Origin of the sequence: Mesorhizobium sp. M0136 (assembly GCF_040322515.1) — a bacterium.
Lineage (GTDB): Bacteria > Pseudomonadota > Alphaproteobacteria > Rhizobiales > Rhizobiaceae > Mesorhizobium.
The window spans coordinates 170,901-189,194 of record NZ_JAMYTP010000012.1 but is presented as its reverse complement, the minus strand read 5'-3'; the positions used below and the strand labels follow the sequence as shown (position 1 = coordinate 189,194).

The window sequence follows — 18,294 nt, the reverse complement described above, 5'->3', positions numbered from 1 at the left end:
ATCGCATCAAGAAATGCGCCTGGAACGACGACTATCTCATCAATGCCATCACTCATATGCGATAGCCCTGCCCTCGAGGGGGAGACGTCGCCGAAGGCGACAGAGGGGGTCGCCTCGCGAAGAGCGCCAACCTCCATCTGTCGCAAGGGAGGTCGCATCCAGTCGAACCGACCCCCTCTGGCCTGCCGGCCATCTCCCCCTCAAGGGGGGAGAGCGCGAGCCCTCAAACATGCACCGCCCGCCCAAGCGCCTTCAGCGCCGCTTCCTGAAAACCCTCGCCCTGTGTTGGATGGGCATGGATTGTTCCGGCGATATCCTCCAGCGTCGCACCCATCTCCAGCGCTAGGCCAAAGGCCGTAGATAATTCCGACACGCCCTGGCCGACGGCCTGGATGCCGAGCACCAGATGGTTGTCCGCCCGCGCCAATACCCGAACGAATCCGTCCTCGCCCAACTTCGTCATTGCCCGGCCATTGGCGGCGAAGGGAAACAGTCCGACCTTGATCTCGCCACGGGCCCTGGCCTCCTCCGGCGACAGGCCCGCGGTGACCAGCTCCGGATCGGTGAAGCAGACAGCCGGGATCGCTCGTCTGTCCCAGCTGCGCCTGTGACCGGCGACGATCTCGGCGACCATTTCACCCTGCGCCATCGCCCGGTGCGCCAGCATCGGCTCGCCGGTGACGTCACCAATGGCAAAGATGCCGCGCATCGAGCTGCGGCACTGGTCGTCGATGCGGATGAAGGGTCCGGCCATGTCGAGGTCGATCTGCTCCAACCCCCAGCCTTCGGTCACCGGCTTCCGACCGACCGTGACCAGGACCTTGTCGGCAGCGATCTTGCCGTTCTTGCCGCCATTCGCCTCGACCAGCAGTGCGTCGCGCTTAGTGGACAGCCCCTTGGCCTTGGCGGTCACGAGCACCTCGATGCCGAGCTCGGCCAGCCGCTTCACCACCGGCCTGGTCAGTTCCGCATCATATTGCGCCAGCACGCGCGGCAACGCCTCGACCACGGTCACCTTGGCCCCCAGCTTGGCAAAGGCGATACCGAGTTCCAGCCCGATATAGCCGCCGCCGACCACCGCCAGCCTCTCCGGAACTTCGCTCAGCGCCAGCGCCTCGGTCGACGAAATGACCGGTCCGCCGAACGGCAGCGATAGCAACTCGACCGGCGCCGAGCCGGTCGCAATCACCACCGTTTCGGCGCGGATCACCTGCATGCCGATCTCGGTGTCGACGGCAACGGTCTTGCCGTCGCGAAATGTCGCCCAGCCGTGCACCGTCTTCACGCCAGCTTTCTTCAGGAGGCCGGCAACACCGTTGTTCAGCCGGCTAACGATCCCGTCTTTCCAGGCCATGGTGGCGGCGAGATCAACCGATGGTGCGGCGATCGCAATGCCGAGCGGGCTTTTTCCACCGGCCATGTGCGAGAGCTTCTCGAACTCCTCGGCCGCGTGGAGCAGCGCCTTGGACGGGATGCAGCCGACATTGAGACAGGTGCCGCCCGGTCTGCCGAACTCGACGATAACCGTATCTATGCCGAGCTGCCCGGCACGGATAGCGCAGACATAGCCGCCCGGACCAGCGCCGATGACCAGCAGCTTGCAGGAGATTTCCTTCATGGCGATAGGCTCTTGTTGGCGAAGAAAGGCCCCCTCATCCGGCCGCTTCGCGGCCACCTTCTCCCCGCTGGGGAGAAGAGGCTAGCGCCGGCGCTGGCGACCTCCTCTCCCCTCGGGGAGAGGGTAGCGAAGCGGAGGCCGGGTGAGGGGGCCGTTGCGACCGTTCTCATTACCTCAGTCCACAAAAATCAACGCGGGCGTCTCTAGCAGCGTCTTGATGCGCTGGATAAACACCGCAGCGTCCCAGCCGTCGACGACGCGATGGTCGAAGCTGGAGGACAGGTTCATCATCTTGCGCGGGATGAACTGGCTGCCGTCCCATACCGGCCGCACCATCATCTTGTTGACGCCGACGATCGCCACTTCCGGATGATTGATCACCGGAGTCGTCGCCACGCCACCCATGGCGCCGAGCGAAGTGATGGTGATGGTCGAGCCCGAAAGCTCGTCGCGTGTCGCCGTGCCCGACCTGGCCGCCTCGGCGAGCCTGTTGACCTCGGCGGCGCAGTCCCAGATGTCGCGCGCCTCGGCGTGCTTGACCACCGGCACCATCAGCCCCGCAGGCGTCTGCGCGGCGATGCCGATATGGACGCCGCCATGCTGGTGGACGATGCCGGCTTCGTCGTCGAACAGCGCATTGAGGTTCGGCTGGTCGGCAATGGCCTTGACCATCGCCCGCATCAGGAACGGCAGCAGCGTCAGCTTCGGCCTGTCTGCGCCCGGCCGCTTCTCCTTGTTGAGCGCGGCGCGCAAATCCTCGAGCGCGGTGACGTCGATCTCCTCGACATAGGTGATGTGCGGGATGCGCGACTTGGCCAGCGTCATCTTCTCGGCGATCTTTCGCCTGAGACCGACTATCTTGATGTCCTCAACCGCCTCGTTGCGGGCGAGGCCAGGGGCCTTCGCCAGCTGTGGCCCCCGCGCCAGGAAGGCGTCGATGTCCTCATGCCGGATGCGGCCGGCCGGGCCGGTTCCCGAAACCTGCCGAAGGTCGATGCCGGCCTCTTTCGCCCTGAGGCGGACGGCCGGCGAGGCCAGTGGCTTTTCTCCCTCGGGACGCGGCGCGCTGTTGACCTTGGACCTGGCGCCGTCATCCTCGGGCTTGTCCCGAGGATCTACCGACCTCTCGGAACTGATCGCGTCATATCCGTGTGGGACGGCAGATCCTCGGGACAAGCCCGAGGATGACGGCGCCAAATTGGGTAATGACGGCTCCAAGCCCGAGGACGGGCGAGCCCGCGCATCGTCAGGGGTGCCCTCCGCCGTAACGTCTGCAAGCGTCGCGCCAACCTTGACGTTCCCCTCGCCGGCCACTTTCAACCTGACGATTGGCGCGCCGATCGCCACAGTGTCGCCGATCTCGGCGCCAAGCCAGAGGATCTCGCCATCGACGGGCGAAGGGATCTCGACCGTCGCCTTGTCGGTCATGACTGCGGCAAGCACGGCGTCCTCGCGCACGAGATCGCCGACCTTGACCTGCCATTCGACCAGCTCGGCCTCGGCGACGCCTTCGCCGACATCGGGCAGCTTGATGACATATTCGCCCATCGTCTTCCCCCTCAGGCTTCCATCGTTTCGACGAGCGCGCGGCCTAGCCGGGCGGGACCGGGGAAATAGTCCCACTCCTGCGCATGCGGATAGGGCGTGTCCCAGCCGGTGACCCGCGCCACCGGCGCTTCCAGATGGTAGAAGCAGTTCTCCTGAACCAGCGCCGAAAGTTCGGCGCCGAAGCCGGATGTCAGCGTCGCCTCATGCACGACCACGCAGCGCCCGGTCTTGTTGACCGAGGCGACGATCGTCTCGAGATCCAGCGGCAGCAGTGTCCTCAGATCGATGACCTCGGCATCGATGCCGGTCTCCTCGGCTGCCGCTTGGGCGACATAGACCATCGTGCCATAGGCAAGCACGGTAACTGCCGCACCAGGCCGCCGGATCACCGCCTTGCCGAGCGGCACCGTGTAATGGCCATCGGCGACTTCGCCGAGCTGATGTTTCGACCATGGCGTCACCGGCCGCTCGTGATGACCGTCGAAGGGGCCGTTGTAGAGCCGCTTCGGTTCCAGGAAGATCACCGGGTCGGGATCCTCGATCGCCGCGATCAGCAGGCCCTTGGCGTCGTGCGGATTGGACGGAACCACGACCTTCAGGCCGGAGACGTGGGTGAACAGCGCCTCCGGGCTCTGGCTGTGGGTCTGGCCGCCGAAAATGCCGCCGCCGGTCGGCATCCTCACGACGATCGGGCAGGTGAAATCGCCGTTCGACCGGTAGCGCAGCCGCGCCGCTTCCGAGACGATCTGGTCATAGGCCGGATAAACATAGTCGGCAAACTGCACCTCGACGCAAGGCTTCAGCCCGTAGGCCGCCATGCCGATGGCCGCGCCGACAATCCCGGATTCGCTGATCGGCGCATCGAAGCAGCGGCTCTTGCCGTATTTCGCCTGCAGGCCTTGCGTGCAGCGGAAGACGCCGCCGAAGAAGCCGACATCCTCGCCGAACACGATGACGCGTTCGTCGCGCGCCATCGACACGTCCATAGCGTCGCGGATCGCCTCGATCATGGTCCGCCGCGGCATGGTCAGACCCCGGCCTGTTGGCGCTGGCGCCTGAGATGCGGCGGCATCTCGGCATAGACGCCCTCGAACATATCGCGCGCCGAAGGCTTGCCGCCGGCATGCAGCGTGCCGTGGCGCTCGGCCTCCCGCTGCGCTGAAATCACCGTGTCGAGAATTTCCGCCTCGGCCTGGGCGTGGCGTTCGTCAGACCAGACGCCGCGCTGGATGAGGTGGTTCTTCAGCCTGACGATCGGGTCGCCGAGCGGCCAGGCGTCGGACTCGGCCTTCGGCCTGTAGGCCGACGGGTCGTCGGAGCTCGAATGCGCGCCGACGCGGTAGGTGACGTATTCGACCAGCGTCGGCCCGAGATTGCTGCGCGCCCGTTCCGCCGCCCATTTGGCCACCGCATGGACGGCGAGATAGTCGTTGCCGTCGACGCGCAGCGACGGGATGCCGAAGCCGAGGCCACGGGCGGCAAAAGTACCGGAGCCGCCGCGGGCGATGCCCTGGAAGGTCGAAATCGCCCACTGGTTGTTGACGACGTTAAGCACGACCGGCGCCTTGTAGGTCGAGGCGAACACCAGCGCCGAATGGAAGTCGGACTCGGCGGTCGAGCCGTCGCCGATCCAGGCGGCGGCGATCTTTGAATCGTTGCTGATTGCCGAGGCCATCGCCCAGCCGACCGCCTGGATGTACTGCGTCGCCAGATTGCCGGAGATCGAGAAGAAGCCGTGCTCCTTCGACGAATACATGATCGGCAATTGCCGCCCTTTCAGCGGATCGGCCTCGTTCGAATAGATCTGGTTCATCATCGTGACCATCGGGTAGCCGTCGGCGATGAGCAGGCCGGCCTGCCGATAGGTCGGAAAATTCATATCGCCCCGCGACAGCGCCTTGCGGAAGGCGCAGCTCACTGCCTCTTCGCCGAGATGCTGCATGTAGAAAGAGGTCTTGCCCTGGCGCTGCGCCATCTGCATGCGCGCATCGAAGCTGCGCAGCGTCATCATATGGCGTAGCCCCTCCAGCAACTCGTCGTCCGAAAGCAGCCCTGCCCACGGCCCGACCGCCTCGCCAGCGCGGTTGAGCACGCGGATGATCGAGAAGGCCAGATCGCGGATGTCGCGCGGGTCGACGTCGATCTTCGGGCGCGGCACCGAGCCAGCTTTTGGAATGCTCACATTGGAGAAATCCGGCGTCCCGCCCGGCCGCACTTCCGGTTCCGGAACATGGAAGCGCAACATTCCGGCATCGGCCATGATCTCGGTCCTCCACGTTGCCCGGCCAGGATATTTGCACACCGCCGGACCAGTGCCAATTCGTCGGGCGCGGCTTCGGGCCAACGACCGCGCCGGCCAGCACTCGTCAAGATGAAGATATGTCCGCGAAATTTCTTGTCGATCTTCCGCCGCCACGCGCAATTTGGCGAATGGTCCGGCCCGATCTGGCGCATGAGAAGGGATTCCTGCTGGCAAGATCCCTCTGTCGAGTTCCTTCGCGCCCTATAGGACAGTGGGGCGCTGTCCCATAGGCGTCTCGATACAATCCCGCCAATCCCTCCGTTCACCCTGCGCGCGCGTCATGCTAATCAGTGCCCATGGCACAGAAGAAAGCATACGAAGTCGATGCATGGCTCGCGAAGCCGGATCCGCGCGTCTCGATCGTGCTGCTTTACGGTCCCGATCGCGGGCTGGTTGCCGAGCGGGCAAAGGCCTTTGCCGGCAAGACCGGCCTGCCGCTTGACGATCCGTTCTCGGTGGTCAGGCTGGACGGTTCGGAAGTCGACCGCGACGAGGGCCGCCTGCTCGACGAGGCCCGCACCGTGCCGATGTTTTCGGAGCGGCGCCTGCTATGGGTGCGCAATGCCGGCGCCCAGAAGGCGCTTGCCGAAGACGTCAAGGCGCTGACGTCGGATCCCGCGCGGGACGCCGTCATCCTTATCGAGGCCGGCGACCTGAAGAAGGGCGTCGGCCTGCGCGCCCTGGTGGAGGCGGCGGATAATGCCATGGCATTGCCTTGCTATGCCGATGAAGCCAGGGATATCGATACGGTCATCGACGACGAACTGCGCAAGGCCGGCATGTCGATGACGCTGGAGGCCCGGCAGGCGCTGCGCCGCAATCTCGGCGGCGACCGGCTGGCCTCGCGCGGCGAGATCGAAAAGCTTGTGCTTTATGCACATGGCCAGGCCGAAATCGGCCTTGACGATGTCAAGGCGACGTCTGGCGACGTCTCAGGCCTCTCCTTCGATGCGGCGGTCGACGCCCTGCTCGAAGGCAGGATCGCCGACTTCGACACCGCCTTTACCCGCCATTGCCAGTCCGGCGGCCAGCCCTTCCTGGTGCTTTCATCGGCGATGCGGCAGCTGCAGACGATCCAGGCCATGCGCGGCCAGATGGACGCCGGCGGCCGCAATGCCGCTTCGGTCGTTGCCGCGGCGCGCCCGCCGGTTTTTTTCTCCCGGCGCAAGCTGGTGGAGAAAGCCCTCGAACGCTGGAGCAGCGAAGCGCTCGGCCGCGCGCTCAACCGCCTGCAGACGGCGGTCCTGCAGACACGCCGGCGGCCGGATCTGTCGATCGCGCTGGCACGCCAGGCCCTGCTCGGCATTGCCGTGGAGAGCGCAAGGCTGGCGCAGCTAGCCTGATCTCCCTCCTCGAGGAGGAGATGTCGCCGAAGGCGACAGAGGGGGTCGGCGAGCGTAAAGCACCAGCGCCTTCCGCGACGACAGACGACGTGAGCGCTTGATGTGAGACGACCCCTGTGGCCTGCCGGCCATCTCCCCCTCAAGGGGGGAGATTGACGGCTTCAGCGATTTCGCCAACCTCAACGAGAAAAAGGCCGACGCAATGGCTGGCCTTTATTGACTCGCTTAATCGACTTCATTTGCCGGCAAATATCGCGATCCTTTAGCAGCCTACCTACTCCCGCTTCAGCCTTCGGCAAAGCTCGTCAAGCTGCTCCAGCGTCCGGTAAGCGACGCTGATCACGCCGCCGCGCTGGTTGTGCTCGATCGTGACGATCATGCCGATCGTATTGGTCATCAATTTTTCCAGTGCCAGCGTGTCGGCATCCTTTTGCGGCGGCGCTGCGGGCTGGCGCTTTGCCGCCGGCGCGCCGACCGGCATTTGCGCCAGCGCCTCGGCCTGGCGCACCGAAAGCCCTTCATCGATGATCCGCTTGGCGAGCCCGGCCGGGTCGTCGGCCGTCACCAGGGTGCGGGCGTGGCCGGCCGAGAGCGCGCCGTCGACCAGCATGTCGCAGATGACGTCGGGCAGCTTGAGCAGTCTCAACGTGTTGGCGACATGGCTGCGGCTCTTGCCGATCACCTGGCCGAGATCGGCCTGGGTATAGCCGTGGTCGTCGATCAACTGCTGGTAGCCCAACGCTTCCTCGACCGGGTTGAGGTCGGTGCGCTGGACGTTTTCGATGATCGCCAACTCGAGCGCCGTGCGGTCGTTGACGTCGCGTACGATGATCGGGATTTCGGTCAGCCCGGCGCGTTGCGCCGCACGCCAACGACGCTCGCCGGCGATGATCTCGTAGCGGCCCGGTTGGGTTTTCGACGGCCGCGCCACCACCGGCTGCACCACGCCATGTTCGCGGATCGACTGGGCGAGGTCGGTCAGGTCGGCGTCGCCAAAATGCCGGCGCGGGTTCTTCGGGTTGGGGCTGAGGAACTCGATCGGCACCTTGCCGTCGGCCGCCAGCCCGGGCTTTTCCGGAGCCGCCGGGCGATCGATTTCCCCGATCAGCGCCGCCAGTCCCCGTCCCAGTCTTTTTCTCGAAGGGTCTTCGTTCATCGTCCGTCCAGATCGTTTCGGTGTCGAATCGGCTTATCGTTCAGGCGGCCCGCAATTTGCGCTCGCGGCGGATCACTTCCGAAGCAAGCTGCAGATAGGCCTGGCTGCCCGAGCATTTGAGGTCGTAGAGAATCGCCGGCTTGCCATAGGACGGTGCCTCGGAAACGCGGACATTGCGCGGAATGACGGTCTCATAGACCTTGTCGCCCATATGCGCCCGGACATCCTGCACCACCTGGTTGGCAAGATTGTTGCGCCCGTCAAACATGGTTAGCACGATGCCCTGGATCGTGAGGTCGGGGTTGATCGAACGGCGCACCTGCTCGACCGTCTCCAAAAGCTGGCTCAGGCCCTCCAGCGCGAAAAACTCGCACTGCAGCGGCACCAGCACCGAATCTGCCGCAGCCATCGAATTCAGTGTCAGCAGGTTGAGCGAGGGCGGGCAATCGATCAGCACATAGCCGAAATTGGCCGAGCGCGCGGCCGAGGCCCGCAACGCGTTGCGCAGCCGCAGCACCCGATCCGGCGCCGAGGCGATTTCCATCTCGATGCCGAGCAGGTCGAGCGTCGACGGCACGATCGACAGGCCAGGCACCGCCGTCGGGATTGCCGCCGCTTCGAGGTCCAGTTCGCCGGTCAGCACATCATAGGAGGAGACCGTGCGGTCGCGCCGGTCGATGCCGAGCCCGGTGCTGGCGTTGCCCTGCGGGTCGAGGTCGACGATCAGCACCTGTTCGCCTATGGCCGCCAGTGCGGTGGCCAGGTTGATGGCCGTCGTCGTCTTGCCGACGCCGCCCTTCTGGTTGGCGACGGTGATGATTCGGGGGCCGTTCTTCATCATGGGTCTATGCCAGAAATTCATTTGGGCCAGAGATTCATTGGGGGTCGCCGGTCACAAGCCAGGGTGCGGTCGCAAGTCGGATACTTCGAGAATGACGCCCTGCGCGTCGGTTGCACTGGCATGTTCTACCAGATCGAAAGACCATCGTTGAGTGCTTTCTGCCACTTCGGCGCGGTAATCCCGGCCTTTGTGAAACAGGCCATGCGACCCCTTGGTCAGCCACGGCGCGGCCAGGTCCAGCAAGTCGGGCAGCGATGTGAGTGCCCTGGCTGTGACGATTTGCGGTGCAGGAACAAGAGGATAGCTATCGTCGATGCGGCGCGCGATGACCTTGGCGGGCAGATTGAACTGTCCGACCACCGTTTGCAGGAACGATGCTTTTTTCCGGTTGCTTTCAACAAGATCGATGCTGGCGCCTTCCCGCTCGGCAAGCAAAAATGCCAGCACTAGGCCGGGAAACCCGCCGCCGGAGCCGAGATCGACCCAGCGCTTCGCCTCTGGTTTGATTCGCGCCAGCTGCGCGCTGTCGAGGATGTGGCGGCGCCAGATATCGTCCTGCGTCGATTGCGCGGCCAGATTGATCCGACGATTCCATTTCTGGAAGACGGCCTCGAACGCGACCAGGCGATCGAATGTTTCACGTGAAACTGGGCCCGCTGCCGCCTGCAGGTTTGCCCAGGACGCAGCGCTCACGCGACCTGCTTTCGCGCAGCCGCCTCGGCATTGCGCACATGGGCGACGATGATTGCCAGCGCCGCCGGCGTCATGCCCTCCATACGCTGCGCATCGGCAATCGAGCGCGGCTGGCGTGCCAACATCTGCTGCTTCAACTCATTGGACAGGCCGGGAACAGAGGCAAAGTCGAGCGATTCGGGAATCAGCCGGCTCTCCTCATGCCTGATCTGCGAGACGTCTGCCTGCTGGCGGTCGAGATAGACAGAATATTTAGCTTCCGTTTCAAGACGTTCGGCCGTTTTGCTGTCGATCGCCGCGAAAGCCGGTTCGATCCGCGCCAGCCAGGCGATGTCGACGCCGGGATAGGCCAGCAACTCATAGGCCGAGCGACGGACGCCGTCCCGGTTGATTTCGAGCCCAAGGCGCGCCGCCTCATTTGGAGTCATGGTGATGCCGAGGGCGAGCTGTCGCGCCTTCTCAAGGTCTTGCACGACATTGTTGAACCGCTGCATCCGCTCCGGCGAGGCGATCCCCAGTCTCATCGCCAGCGGCGTCAGCCGCTCATCAGCGTTGTCGGCTCGCAGCGATAGCCGGAACTCGGCGCGCGAGGTGAACATGCGGTAGGGTTCGGCGATGCCGCGGCTGGTCAAATCGTCGACCATCACCCCGATATAGGCTTCGGTGCGGCTGAGCACGATTTCATCGCTCGCCGAGGCCTTCCGCGCCGCGTTGAGGCCGGCGAGCAGTCCTTGCGCGCCGGCCTCCTCGTAGCCGGTAGTGCCGTTGATCTGGCCGGCGAGGAAAAGCCCGCCGATCCGCTTCGTCTCCAGCGTTGGCTTGAGCTCGCGCGGGTCGACATGGTCATATTCGATGGCATAGCCCGGCTGCAGCATGGTTGCCCGCTCCAGCCCTGGAATGGTCTTTAGAATATCCAGTTGCACATCTTCCGGCAGCGAGGTCGAAATGCCGTTCGGGTAGACCGTGTCGTCGTCCAGCCCTTCCGGCTCCAGAAAGATCTGGTGGCCCTCGCGATCGCCGAATTTGACGATCTTGTCTTCGATCGACGGGCAGTAGCGCGGCCCGATGCCTTCGATCGACCCCGAATACATCGCCGAGCGGCCGAGATTGGTGCGAATCAGCTCATGCGTGGCGTGGGTCGTTCGGGTGATGCCGCAGTGGATCTGCGGGTTTTCGATGCGCGCGGTGAGCAGCGAGAACGGCACGGGGTCTTCGTCCGCCGCCTGGCTCTCCAGCGACGCCCAATCGATCGTCCTGCCGTCCAGCCGCGGCGGCGTGCCGGTCTTCAGCCGCCCGAGGTTAAAGCCGGCGCGGCTCATCGTCGCCGACAGGCCGACGCTCGCCTGCTCGTTCATGCGGCCGGCGACGATCTTCTTCTCGCCGATATGGATCAGCCCGCGCAAGAAAGTGCCGGTCGTCAGCACCACGGCGCCGCAGGCGAGCCGGCGTCCATCCGCCAGCAGCACCGCCGCGATGCGTCTGTCGTCGATTTCAAAATCGAGAACCTCGCCTTCGATGACCTCGAGCCGGGCCTGCTGGCGGATTGCCGCCTGCATGGCAAGACGATAGAGCTTTCTGTCGGCTTGCGTCCGCGGACCACGCACCGCCGGCCCTTTGCGGCGGTTGAGCAGCCGGAACTGGATGCCGGCCGCATCGGCGACGCGCCCCATCAACCCGTCCATGGCATCAATCTCGCGAACCAGATGGCCCTTGCCGAGGCCGCCAATCGCCGGATTGCAGGACATCACGCCGATCGTGTCGAAGCGCAGCGTCACCAGCGCCGTTCTGGCGCCAGCCCGCGCGGCGGCGCTTGCAGCCTCGCACCCAGCATGGCCGCCGCCCACCACAACCACATCGTAGCGATTGGTCATTTGTATATTCCGATTCAAATCTGCCGACACATGTGCCCACAGCCACATGCTGTCAAGAACACTGCTCGTTTCACGTGAAACAATGTAGCGGTATCGGCGCCTGGTGTTTCACGTGAGTCACGGCATTGGTCCCTTCGGTGGCGCAGAACATCGGCGGGACGGCGAAGGAGCGCCGTCGCTCGCCTTCCGCCACCGTTGCTTGCAATGTTTCACGTGAGTCATTTGCCGATACAGAACTGCGAAAAGATAACGTCCAGCATATCCTCGACATCGACCGCCCCGACGATTCGTCCAAGCCGATCCGCTGCCAGGCGCAGTTCCTCGGCCCGTAGCTCCTGCCCGCGATGACCACTGGCCACTGCTGCGACCAGGAAGCGTTTCGTCTCGTTGAGCAACTCGACGTGCCGCAGCCGCGACGGTAGGATATCGCCGGCCTTGCCGATCTGCGCTGCGGCACGACGCCCGATCTCGTCCAGCAATTCGGCCAGACCCGTGCCGTCCCGCGTCGAGATGGCGAAATCATAGTGCGCCGTGGGCGAGGGTGACTTGCCCCCCAACAGGTCAATTTTTGTTCCGACCCTCAGCGCCGGCATGTCGCCCGGCCGCATACCGATCGCGACTGGCTCCGCCAGATCCTCCAGCAGCAGCAGCAGATCAGCGCTGTGCGCCTTGGTCCTGGCCTTCTCTATGCCAATCGCCTCGATCTTGCCGGGCGCCTCGCGCAGACCGGCGGTGTCGGTTACCCTGACCCGCACCCCTTCCAGGTCCAGCACCACTTCTAGCAGGTCGCGGGTCGTGCCGGGCTCGTCGGTGACGATGGCCGCTTCGCGCCGCGCCAAAGCGTTGAACAGGCTGGACTTGCCGGCATTCGGCGCGCCAAGGATCACGACTTCGAATCCGTCGCGGATGATTTCGGCGGCACGAAAGCCGGCGACATGGCGCTCGATTTCGTCGATCATGGCCTGAACATCGGACCAGACCGTATCGGCGACCGAACCCGGCACGTCGTCCTCGTCGGCAAAATCGATCTCGGCCTCGATCATCGCCCGAGCGTGGATCAGCCGTCGGCGCCAGCCCAGATAGAGTTCGCTCTGCACGCCCTGAGCGTTGTGAACGGCAAAGCGCCGCTGCGCTTCGGTCTCGGCGTTGATGAGATCGGCCAGCGCCTCGGTCTCGACCAGATCGAGCTTGCCGTTGAGAAAGGCGCGGCGGGTGAATTCGCCAGGCTCGGCATGCCTGACGCCATCGAAGCCGGCGATCGTTTCCAGCATCCTCGCCACGACGGCGCGTCCGCCATGCACGTGGAACTCGGCGACGTCCTCGCCGGTGAAACTGTCGGGCCCCGCAAAGAAGACGACCAGGCCGCTGTCCAGCACCGATCCGTCGCGCGCCCGGAGCTTGCGACAGCTGGCCACGCGGTTCGGCACGGTCGATCCGGAAATCGTTTCGACAACGAATCGACTCTGCGGGCCGGAAAGCCGGATCACCGCAATGCCGGCCGGGAGGCGCCCGCTCGACAGCGCTACGATGGAGTCTTTCAAAATCATTTGCCCGCTCTGCCGAAGCGCCCTAGCTATGCCTGTTCAATCCGCCATCGAGTAGCGCCGTGACCTTGCCTGCACAAAACCTGCTTGCCGAAGAGGCCAGCCCCTATCTGCAGCAGCACAGCGGCAATCCGGTGCACTGGCGGCCGTGGTCGCCCGCCGCTCTGGCCGAAGCAAAGGCGCTCGAGCGTCCGATCCTGCTCTCTGTCGGCTACGCTGCGTGCCATTGGTGCCACGTCATGGCGCATGAGAGCTTCGAGAACGACGACGTCGCCGCCGTCATGAACCGTCTCTTCGTCAATATCAAGGTCGACCGCGAGGAGCGCCCCGACATCGACCAGATCTATATGGCGGCATTGTCCTCGATGGGCGAGCAAGGCGGCTGGCCGCTGACCATGTTCCTGACCCCGGACGGCAAGCCGTTCTGGGGCGGCACTTACTTTCCGCGCGAGGCCCGCTACGGCCAGCCGGGCTTCGTCCAGGTGCTGGAGGCGGTTGACAAGGCTTGGCGGGAGAAGAAAGAAAGCGTTAACCAAAGTGCCGACGGCTTGAGCACGCATGTCGAGACGCGGCTGGCGGGCAGCCATGCCAAGGCCGTGCTCGACCGCGGCATGCTGGCAAAGTTCGCCAACGGCATTGACGGCATGATCGACCGCGAGCTGGGCGGCCTGCGCGGCGCGCCGAAATTCCCCAACGCGCCGTTCATGCAGAGCCTCTGGTTGTCCTGGCTGCGCGACGGCACCGCATCCCACCGCGACGCCGTTCTCCTCAGCCTCGAAAAGATGCTGGCCGGCGGCATCTACGACCATATTGGCGGCGGCCTCAGCCGCTACTCGACCGACGCCGAATGGCTGGTGCCGCATTTCGAAAAGATGCTCTACGACAATGCCCAGCTCATCCGCTTGTGCAACTGGGCCTATGCGTCAACCGGCAAGGAATTATTCCGGCTGCGAATCGAAGAGACGATTGCCTGGCTGTTGCGCGAAATGCGGGTCGAGGGCGGTGCCTTTGCCGCCAGCCTCGATGCCGATAGCGAGGGCGAGGAGGGGTTGTTCTACACCTGGAGCAGGGATGAAATCGAGAACGCCCTTGGCTACGAATCAGCTTTGTTTTTCAAATACTTCACACTTGCCGATCCGCATGGCTGGGAAGGCAAGCCGATCATCCACCAAACCGAAGCCCAGCAAATACAAAGCGTCGTCGATCGTGACCTCCTGGTTCCGCTCAAGCAAAGGCTGCTGGCAGCGAGGGAACAGCGCGTTCGGCCCGGGCGTGACGGCAAGGCCCTGACCGACTGGAACGGCTTGACGATCGAAACCCTTGCTGAGGCCGGACGATCGCTTGGCCGATCCGACTGGATCGAAGCGGCGGAAGCGGCCTTTGCCGCCATTGCGGGCGCCGCCCGCGACGCCCGCCTGCCGCATTCCATGCTCGAGGAGAAGAAATTGTTTCCCGCGCTGTCGAGCGACTATGCGGCCATGGCCAATGCCGCCATCTCACTGTTCGAGGCGACCGGCAATCCCGACTATATCGATCGCGCCGGGAACTTCATTGAGCAAGTCGATCTCTGGCACCGGGACAGCGACAAGACCGGCTACTATCTGACCGCATCGGACAGCGCGGATGTGCCGATCCGCATCCGCGGCGATGTCGACGAAGCCATTCCTTCCGCTACCGGCCAGATCATAGAAGCCCTGGTCCGATTGTCGTCGCTTTTGGGCGATCTCGATCTCTGGGAAAAAGCCTGGACGGTCGCCGAGCATGCAGCCGGGCGGGCTGAGCACCAGGGCTATGGCCAGGCGGGTACAGTCAATGCCTGTACCTTGGCGTTCGAGCCGTTGAAGTTGGTGATCGTGGAGAGATCTGAGAATCCAAGGCTTGTTCCGGTTGCGAATCGAAATCCGGACCCGCGCCGGGTGGACATCGTCGTGCCTGTCGGCTCGGCGACAAACCTGCCGACGCTGCCAGGCGGCGTCCTGCCACCAACCGAAAAGCCCGGCGCCTGGCTCTGCACCGGGCAGGTCTGCCTGCCAGTGATAACGGAAGCTGAGGAGCTGGAACGGATGCTGCGGCGGTGATGGACCTGGCGCTCCGTCCCTTCTCCCTTGCGGGAGAAGGTGGATTGGCGCGCAGCGCCGAGACGGATGAGGGGTTGGACGGAGTGCCGTCGCTGCCAAGCTGGAGCACCCGTCATCCGACCGAGCGTCGCTCGCCACCTGCTGCTCCCACAAGGAAGAAGGGAAGGCCCGCAACCCTACGTATTCATCGAATCGAAGAAATCCGCATTGGTCTTGGTCTGCTTGAGCTTGTCGATCAGGAACTCGATAGCGTCGGTTGTTCCCATCGGCGCCAGGATGCGGCGCAGCACGAAGATCTTCTGCAGGTCCTGGCGCGGAACCAGAAGGTCCTCCTTGCGGGTGCCGGACTTGAGGATGTCCATGGCCGGGTAGATGCGCTTGTCCGCCACCTTGCGGTCGAGCACGATCTCCGAATTGCCGGTGCCCTTGAACTCTTCGAAGATGACTTCGTCCATGCGGCTGCCGGTGTCGATCAGCGCGGTGGCGATGATGGTCAGCGAACCGCCTTCCTCGATATTGCGGGCAGCACCGAAGAAGCGCTTCGGGCGCTGCAGCGCGTTGGCGTCGACACCGCCGGTCAGCACCTTGCCGGATGACGGCACGACGGTGTTGTAGGCGCGGCCGAGGCGGGTGATCGAATCCAGCAGGATGACGACGTCGCGGCCGTGCTCGACGAGGCGTTTGGCCTTCTCGATGACCATTTCGGCAACCTGGACGTGGCGAACCGCCGGCTCGTCGAAGGTCGAGGAGACGACCTCGCCCTTCACCGAGCGCTGCATGTCGGTGACTTCCTCCGGCCGCTCGTCGATCAGAAGCACGATCAGGTAGCATTCCGGGTGGTTGGTAGTGATCGAATGGGCGATGTTCTGCAACAGCACCGTCTTGCCGGTGCGCGGCTGCGCCACGATCAGGGCGCGCTGGCCCTTGCCGAGCGGCGCCACCAGGTCGATGACGCGCGCCGAAATATCCTTGGAGGTCGGAACCTCCATCTCCATCTTCAGCCGCGAGGTCGGATAAAGCGGCGTCAGATTGTCAAAATGGATCTTGTGGCGGATTTTTTCAGGGTCGTCGAAATTGATCGTGTTGACCTTGAGCAGCGCAAAATAGCGCTCGCCCTCTTTCGGGCTGCGGATCGGCCCTTCGACCGTATCGCCGGTCTTCAGTGAGAACCGCCGGATCTGCGATGGTGAAATGTAGATATCGTCGGGGCCTGGCAAATAGTTGGCATTGGCGGAGCGCAGGAAGCCAAAACCGTCCTGCAGCACTTCGACGACGCCGTCGCCGATGATCTCGATATCCTGGGTCGCCAGTCTCTTCAGGATCGCGAACATCAGCTCCTGCTTGCGCATGACGCTGGCGTTCTCGACCTCGAGCGATTCCGCATAAGCGATCAGCTCTGGTGGTTTCTTGTTCTTGAACTCTGTGAGCTTCATTTCTTGCATCATTAGACGGACTCTGAGTAAGCTTTGGGAAAAATATCGGCGGGATGCGACAAATGCCGGGCGCGGCCGAAGCGATAAATGGGCGGCGCATGACGGGAAGGAAGACCCGTCTTTTATCGTCGGTCGGTTGAAAGAGCAAGCCGCCTTTTGCGGGCAACCGAGGACGTCAGAACGGTTTTACGATAACCAGGACGACGATGACGATCATCAGCAATGTAGGGATCTCATTGACGATCCGCCAGTGCCTTGCCGATTTTTCATTGCGGTCTTCGGCAAATTTGCGGACGGCGCCGGCGAGATAGCCATGCACGGCCGACAGACCAACCACCGCAGCGATCTTGGCATGCAGCCAGCCGCCCTGAAAACCAAAGCCCTTCCAGGCGAGCCACAGGCCGAATGCCCAGGTAATCACCATTGCCGGATTGATGATGCCGCGCAGCAGGCGGCGCTCCATCACCTTGAAAGTCTCCGACTGGACGGAGCCTTTTTCGGCATCGGCATGATAGACCAGCAAGCGCGGCAGATAGAGCATACCCGCCATCCAGGAGATGACGGCAATCACATGGATCGCCTTCGCCCACGGATAGAAATCATCGGGCCCTAAGAGAAACAGCAACCCGGCCAGCACGAGAAAGATGGCGATCGCGATTGCCGCGCGGCGCATAGCGCCCTTACCGGTGTTAGTGCCGTTCGCATTGTCTGCGCCCATCATCGTCACGAGGCGCTCCGCACCAGTTTCACCATCTGCTCGACATGCGCCAGCGGCGTCTCCGGCGTGATGCCGTGGCCGAGGTTGAAGATCAGTGGTCTGTCGCCCAGCGCCTTCAGGATCGCCGCTACGCCGTCGGCAAGCGCCTTGCCGCCGGCTACAAGCCTCAGCGGATCGAGATTGCCCTGCACGGCGCCGTCGCGCTGCAATTCCTTCGCCGTCGACAAGGGCACAGTCCAGTCGAGGCCCAGCCCGGTCACGCCGGTCTTCTGGCGATAGCTTCGATAGTGATCTCCCGCGCCCTTGGGAAAGCCGATGATCGGAACATTGGGATGGACAGCCTTCACTTGCCGGACGATCTCGGCCACCGGCTCGACGCAGAACAATTCGAAAGACGCTTCGTCGAGCACGCCTGACCACGAATCGAAGATCTGCACCACATCGGCGCCGGCTTCGATCTGGCGGATCAGATAGGCAGCCGAATGATCGGCGAGCACCTTCAGCAGCCGAAGAAAGGCCGCCGGCTCGCGATAGGCGAACAGCCTGGCCGGCGCCTGATCGGGCGTACCGTGGCCGGCAATCATGTAGGTCGCCACTGTCCAGGGCGCACCGCAGAAGCCGATCAGCGTCGTTTCATCGGGCAGTCTGGCGCGCAATCGCCGCACCGTCTCGTAGACCGGCTCGAGATTCACGTGAAACGTTTCGCCGTCGAGAGCCTCGATCTCCACAGCCGTGATCGGCGTCAGCAGCGGGCCGCGTCCTTCCTCGAAGCGCACCTCGCGGCCTAGCGCATGCGGAACGACAAGGATGTCGGAAAACAGGATCGATGCGTCGAAGCCGAAGCGTTCGATCGGCTGCAGCGTCACTTCGACGGCGAGATCCGGGTCGTAACAAAGATCGAGGAAGGATCCGGCCCGCCTCCTCGTCTCCCGGTATTCCGGCAGATAGCGGCCGGCCTGGCGCATCATCCAGACCGGTGGCGGAAACGCCGTCTTGCCTCTCAACACGTCCAGCACGATCCGGTCTTGAGGCATTGAGCGCTAGCCTTTCCAGGCTTCCCTATAATTAAATATTCTATGTTTAGGAATCTTATGATTCTAAGAGTCTGTTGGTTGTGGTGGTTGTCCCCTGTCCCGCTTTGCCCTGGAA

At 63.8% G+C, this 18,294-nt stretch carries 14 protein-coding genes; 2 read left to right on the top strand and 12 right to left on the bottom strand.

Going from position 1 to position 18,294, the window contains the following annotated elements; translation table 11 throughout:
- Window positions 1-223 precede the first annotated feature (223 nt).
- From lpdA to NKJ35_RS16855, 4 genes are all read right to left on the bottom strand, one after another.
- Window positions 224-1,618 (bottom strand): dihydrolipoyl dehydrogenase, encoded by a 1,395-nt coding sequence (gene lpdA / locus NKJ35_RS16870; protein ID WP_352648599.1) that lies wholly within the window; start codon window positions 1,616-1,618, stop codon window positions 224-226.
- A 174-nt stretch (window positions 1,619-1,792) separates the two neighbouring features.
- The gene (locus NKJ35_RS16865) at window positions 1,793-3,166 is read right to left on the bottom strand and encodes a dihydrolipoamide acetyltransferase family protein (protein ID WP_352648597.1); all 1,374 of its coding nucleotides are present in this window, start codon (window positions 3,164-3,166) and stop codon (window positions 1,793-1,795) included.
- Window positions 3,167-3,177: 11 nt separating this feature from the next.
- A complete protein-coding gene (locus NKJ35_RS16860; RefSeq protein WP_352648595.1) occupies window positions 3,178-4,191 on the bottom strand; it encodes an alpha-ketoacid dehydrogenase subunit beta in 1,014 nt (337 codons plus the stop codon).
- Window positions 4,192-4,193: 2 nt separating this feature from the next.
- Window positions 4,194-5,426, bottom strand: a complete 1,233-nt coding sequence (locus tag NKJ35_RS16855; RefSeq protein WP_254817940.1) for a 3-methyl-2-oxobutanoate dehydrogenase (2-methylpropanoyl-transferring) subunit alpha — start codon at window positions 5,424-5,426, stop codon at window positions 4,194-4,196.
- A gap of 338 nt (window positions 5,427-5,764) precedes the next feature.
- Here NKJ35_RS16855 and holA point away from each other — a divergent pair, with 338 nt between their 5' ends.
- Window positions 5,765-6,811, top strand: coding sequence for a DNA polymerase III subunit delta (gene holA / locus NKJ35_RS16850; RefSeq protein ID WP_352648594.1), 1,047 nt, complete (start codon window positions 5,765-5,767; stop codon window positions 6,809-6,811).
- A 274-nt stretch (window positions 6,812-7,085) separates the two neighbouring features.
- Here holA and NKJ35_RS16845 read toward each other — a convergent pair whose 3' ends face one another.
- From NKJ35_RS16845 to mnmE, 5 genes are all read right to left on the bottom strand, one after another.
- On the bottom strand, window positions 7,086-7,967 hold the full coding sequence (locus NKJ35_RS16845; protein ID WP_352648592.1) for a ParB/RepB/Spo0J family partition protein: 882 nt from the start codon (window positions 7,965-7,967) through the stop codon (window positions 7,086-7,088).
- A 40-nt stretch (window positions 7,968-8,007) separates the two neighbouring features.
- A complete protein-coding gene (locus NKJ35_RS16840; protein WP_254817943.1) occupies window positions 8,008-8,808 on the bottom strand; it encodes a ParA family protein in 801 nt (266 codons plus the stop codon).
- Window positions 8,809-8,859: 51 nt separating this feature from the next.
- Window positions 8,860-9,501, bottom strand: a complete 642-nt coding sequence (gene rsmG / locus NKJ35_RS16835) for a 16S rRNA (guanine(527)-N(7))-methyltransferase RsmG (RefSeq protein ID WP_352648590.1) — start codon at window positions 9,499-9,501, stop codon at window positions 8,860-8,862.
- The gene (gene mnmG / locus NKJ35_RS16830) at window positions 9,498-11,372 is read right to left on the bottom strand and encodes a tRNA uridine-5-carboxymethylaminomethyl(34) synthesis enzyme MnmG (RefSeq protein WP_352648588.1); all 1,875 of its coding nucleotides are present in this window, start codon (window positions 11,370-11,372) and stop codon (window positions 9,498-9,500) included. The genes rsmG and mnmG overlap by 4 nt, the downstream gene beginning before the upstream one ends.
- 218 nt (window positions 11,373-11,590) lie before the next feature.
- Window positions 11,591-12,919: a tRNA uridine-5-carboxymethylaminomethyl(34) synthesis GTPase MnmE gene (mnmE, locus tag NKJ35_RS16825; RefSeq protein WP_352648586.1), complete on the bottom strand. Its 1,329-nt coding sequence runs from the start codon at window positions 12,917-12,919 to the stop codon at window positions 11,591-11,593.
- Window positions 12,920-12,978: 59 nt separating this feature from the next.
- Between mnmE and NKJ35_RS16820 the strand changes: the two genes are divergently transcribed.
- Window positions 12,979-14,994, top strand: coding sequence for a thioredoxin domain-containing protein (locus tag NKJ35_RS16820; RefSeq protein ID WP_352648584.1), 2,016 nt, complete (start codon window positions 12,979-12,981; stop codon window positions 14,992-14,994).
- 176 nt (window positions 14,995-15,170) lie between these two features.
- Here NKJ35_RS16820 and rho read toward each other — a convergent pair whose 3' ends face one another.
- The 3 genes from rho to hemE form a co-directional block, all read right to left on the bottom strand.
- The gene (rho, locus tag NKJ35_RS16815) at window positions 15,171-16,436 is read right to left on the bottom strand and encodes a transcription termination factor Rho (RefSeq protein ID WP_023675925.1); all 1,266 of its coding nucleotides are present in this window, start codon (window positions 16,434-16,436) and stop codon (window positions 15,171-15,173) included.
- A gap of 166 nt (window positions 16,437-16,602) precedes the next feature.
- Entirely contained in the window at window positions 16,603-17,148 is a 546-nt protein-coding gene (gene hemJ, locus NKJ35_RS16810) for a protoporphyrinogen oxidase HemJ (protein WP_502904642.1), read from the bottom strand.
- 2 nt (window positions 17,149-17,150) lie between these two features.
- Window positions 17,151-18,179: a uroporphyrinogen decarboxylase gene (gene hemE / locus NKJ35_RS16805; protein WP_352648582.1), complete on the bottom strand. Its 1,029-nt coding sequence runs from the start codon at window positions 18,177-18,179 to the stop codon at window positions 17,151-17,153.
- Window positions 18,180-18,294 lie beyond the last annotated feature (115 nt).

What these genes read in the sequence shown, in the direction of transcription:
- mnmG (WP_352648588.1), bottom strand. Translation starts at nt 11,372, where the DNA reads ATGACCAATCGCTACGATGTGGTTGTGGTGGGCGGCGGCCATGCTGGG.
- NKJ35_RS16860 (WP_352648595.1), bottom strand. Translation starts at nt 4,191, where the DNA reads ATGCCGCGGCGGACCATGATCGAGGCGATCCGCGACGCTATGGACGTG.
- holA (WP_352648594.1), top strand. Translation starts at nt 5,765, where the DNA reads ATGGCACAGAAGAAAGCATACGAAGTCGATGCATGGCTCGCGAAGCCG.
- hemE (WP_352648582.1), bottom strand. Translation starts at nt 18,179, where the DNA reads ATGCCTCAAGACCGGATCGTGCTGGACGTGTTGAGAGGCAAGACGGCG.
- mnmE (WP_352648586.1), bottom strand. Translation starts at nt 12,919, where the DNA reads ATGATTTTGAAAGACTCCATCGTAGCGCTGTCGAGCGGGCGCCTCCCG.
- NKJ35_RS16855 (WP_254817940.1), bottom strand. Translation starts at nt 5,426, where the DNA reads ATGGCCGATGCCGGAATGTTGCGCTTCCATGTTCCGGAACCGGAAGTG.
- rho (WP_023675925.1), bottom strand. Translation starts at nt 16,436, where the DNA reads ATGCAAGAAATGAAGCTCACAGAGTTCAAGAACAAGAAACCACCAGAG.
- hemJ (WP_502904642.1), bottom strand. Translation starts at nt 17,148, where the DNA reads ATGATGGGCGCAGACAATGCGAACGGCACTAACACCGGTAAGGGCGCT.
- NKJ35_RS16865 (WP_352648597.1), bottom strand. Translation starts at nt 3,166, where the DNA reads ATGGGCGAATATGTCATCAAGCTGCCCGATGTCGGCGAAGGCGTCGCC.
- lpdA (WP_352648599.1), bottom strand. Translation starts at nt 1,618, where the DNA reads ATGAAGGAAATCTCCTGCAAGCTGCTGGTCATCGGCGCTGGTCCGGGC.
- NKJ35_RS16840 (WP_254817943.1), bottom strand. Translation starts at nt 8,808, where the DNA reads ATGATGAAGAACGGCCCCCGAATCATCACCGTCGCCAACCAGAAGGGC.
- NKJ35_RS16845 (WP_352648592.1), bottom strand. Translation starts at nt 7,967, where the DNA reads ATGAACGAAGACCCTTCGAGAAAAAGACTGGGACGGGGACTGGCGGCG.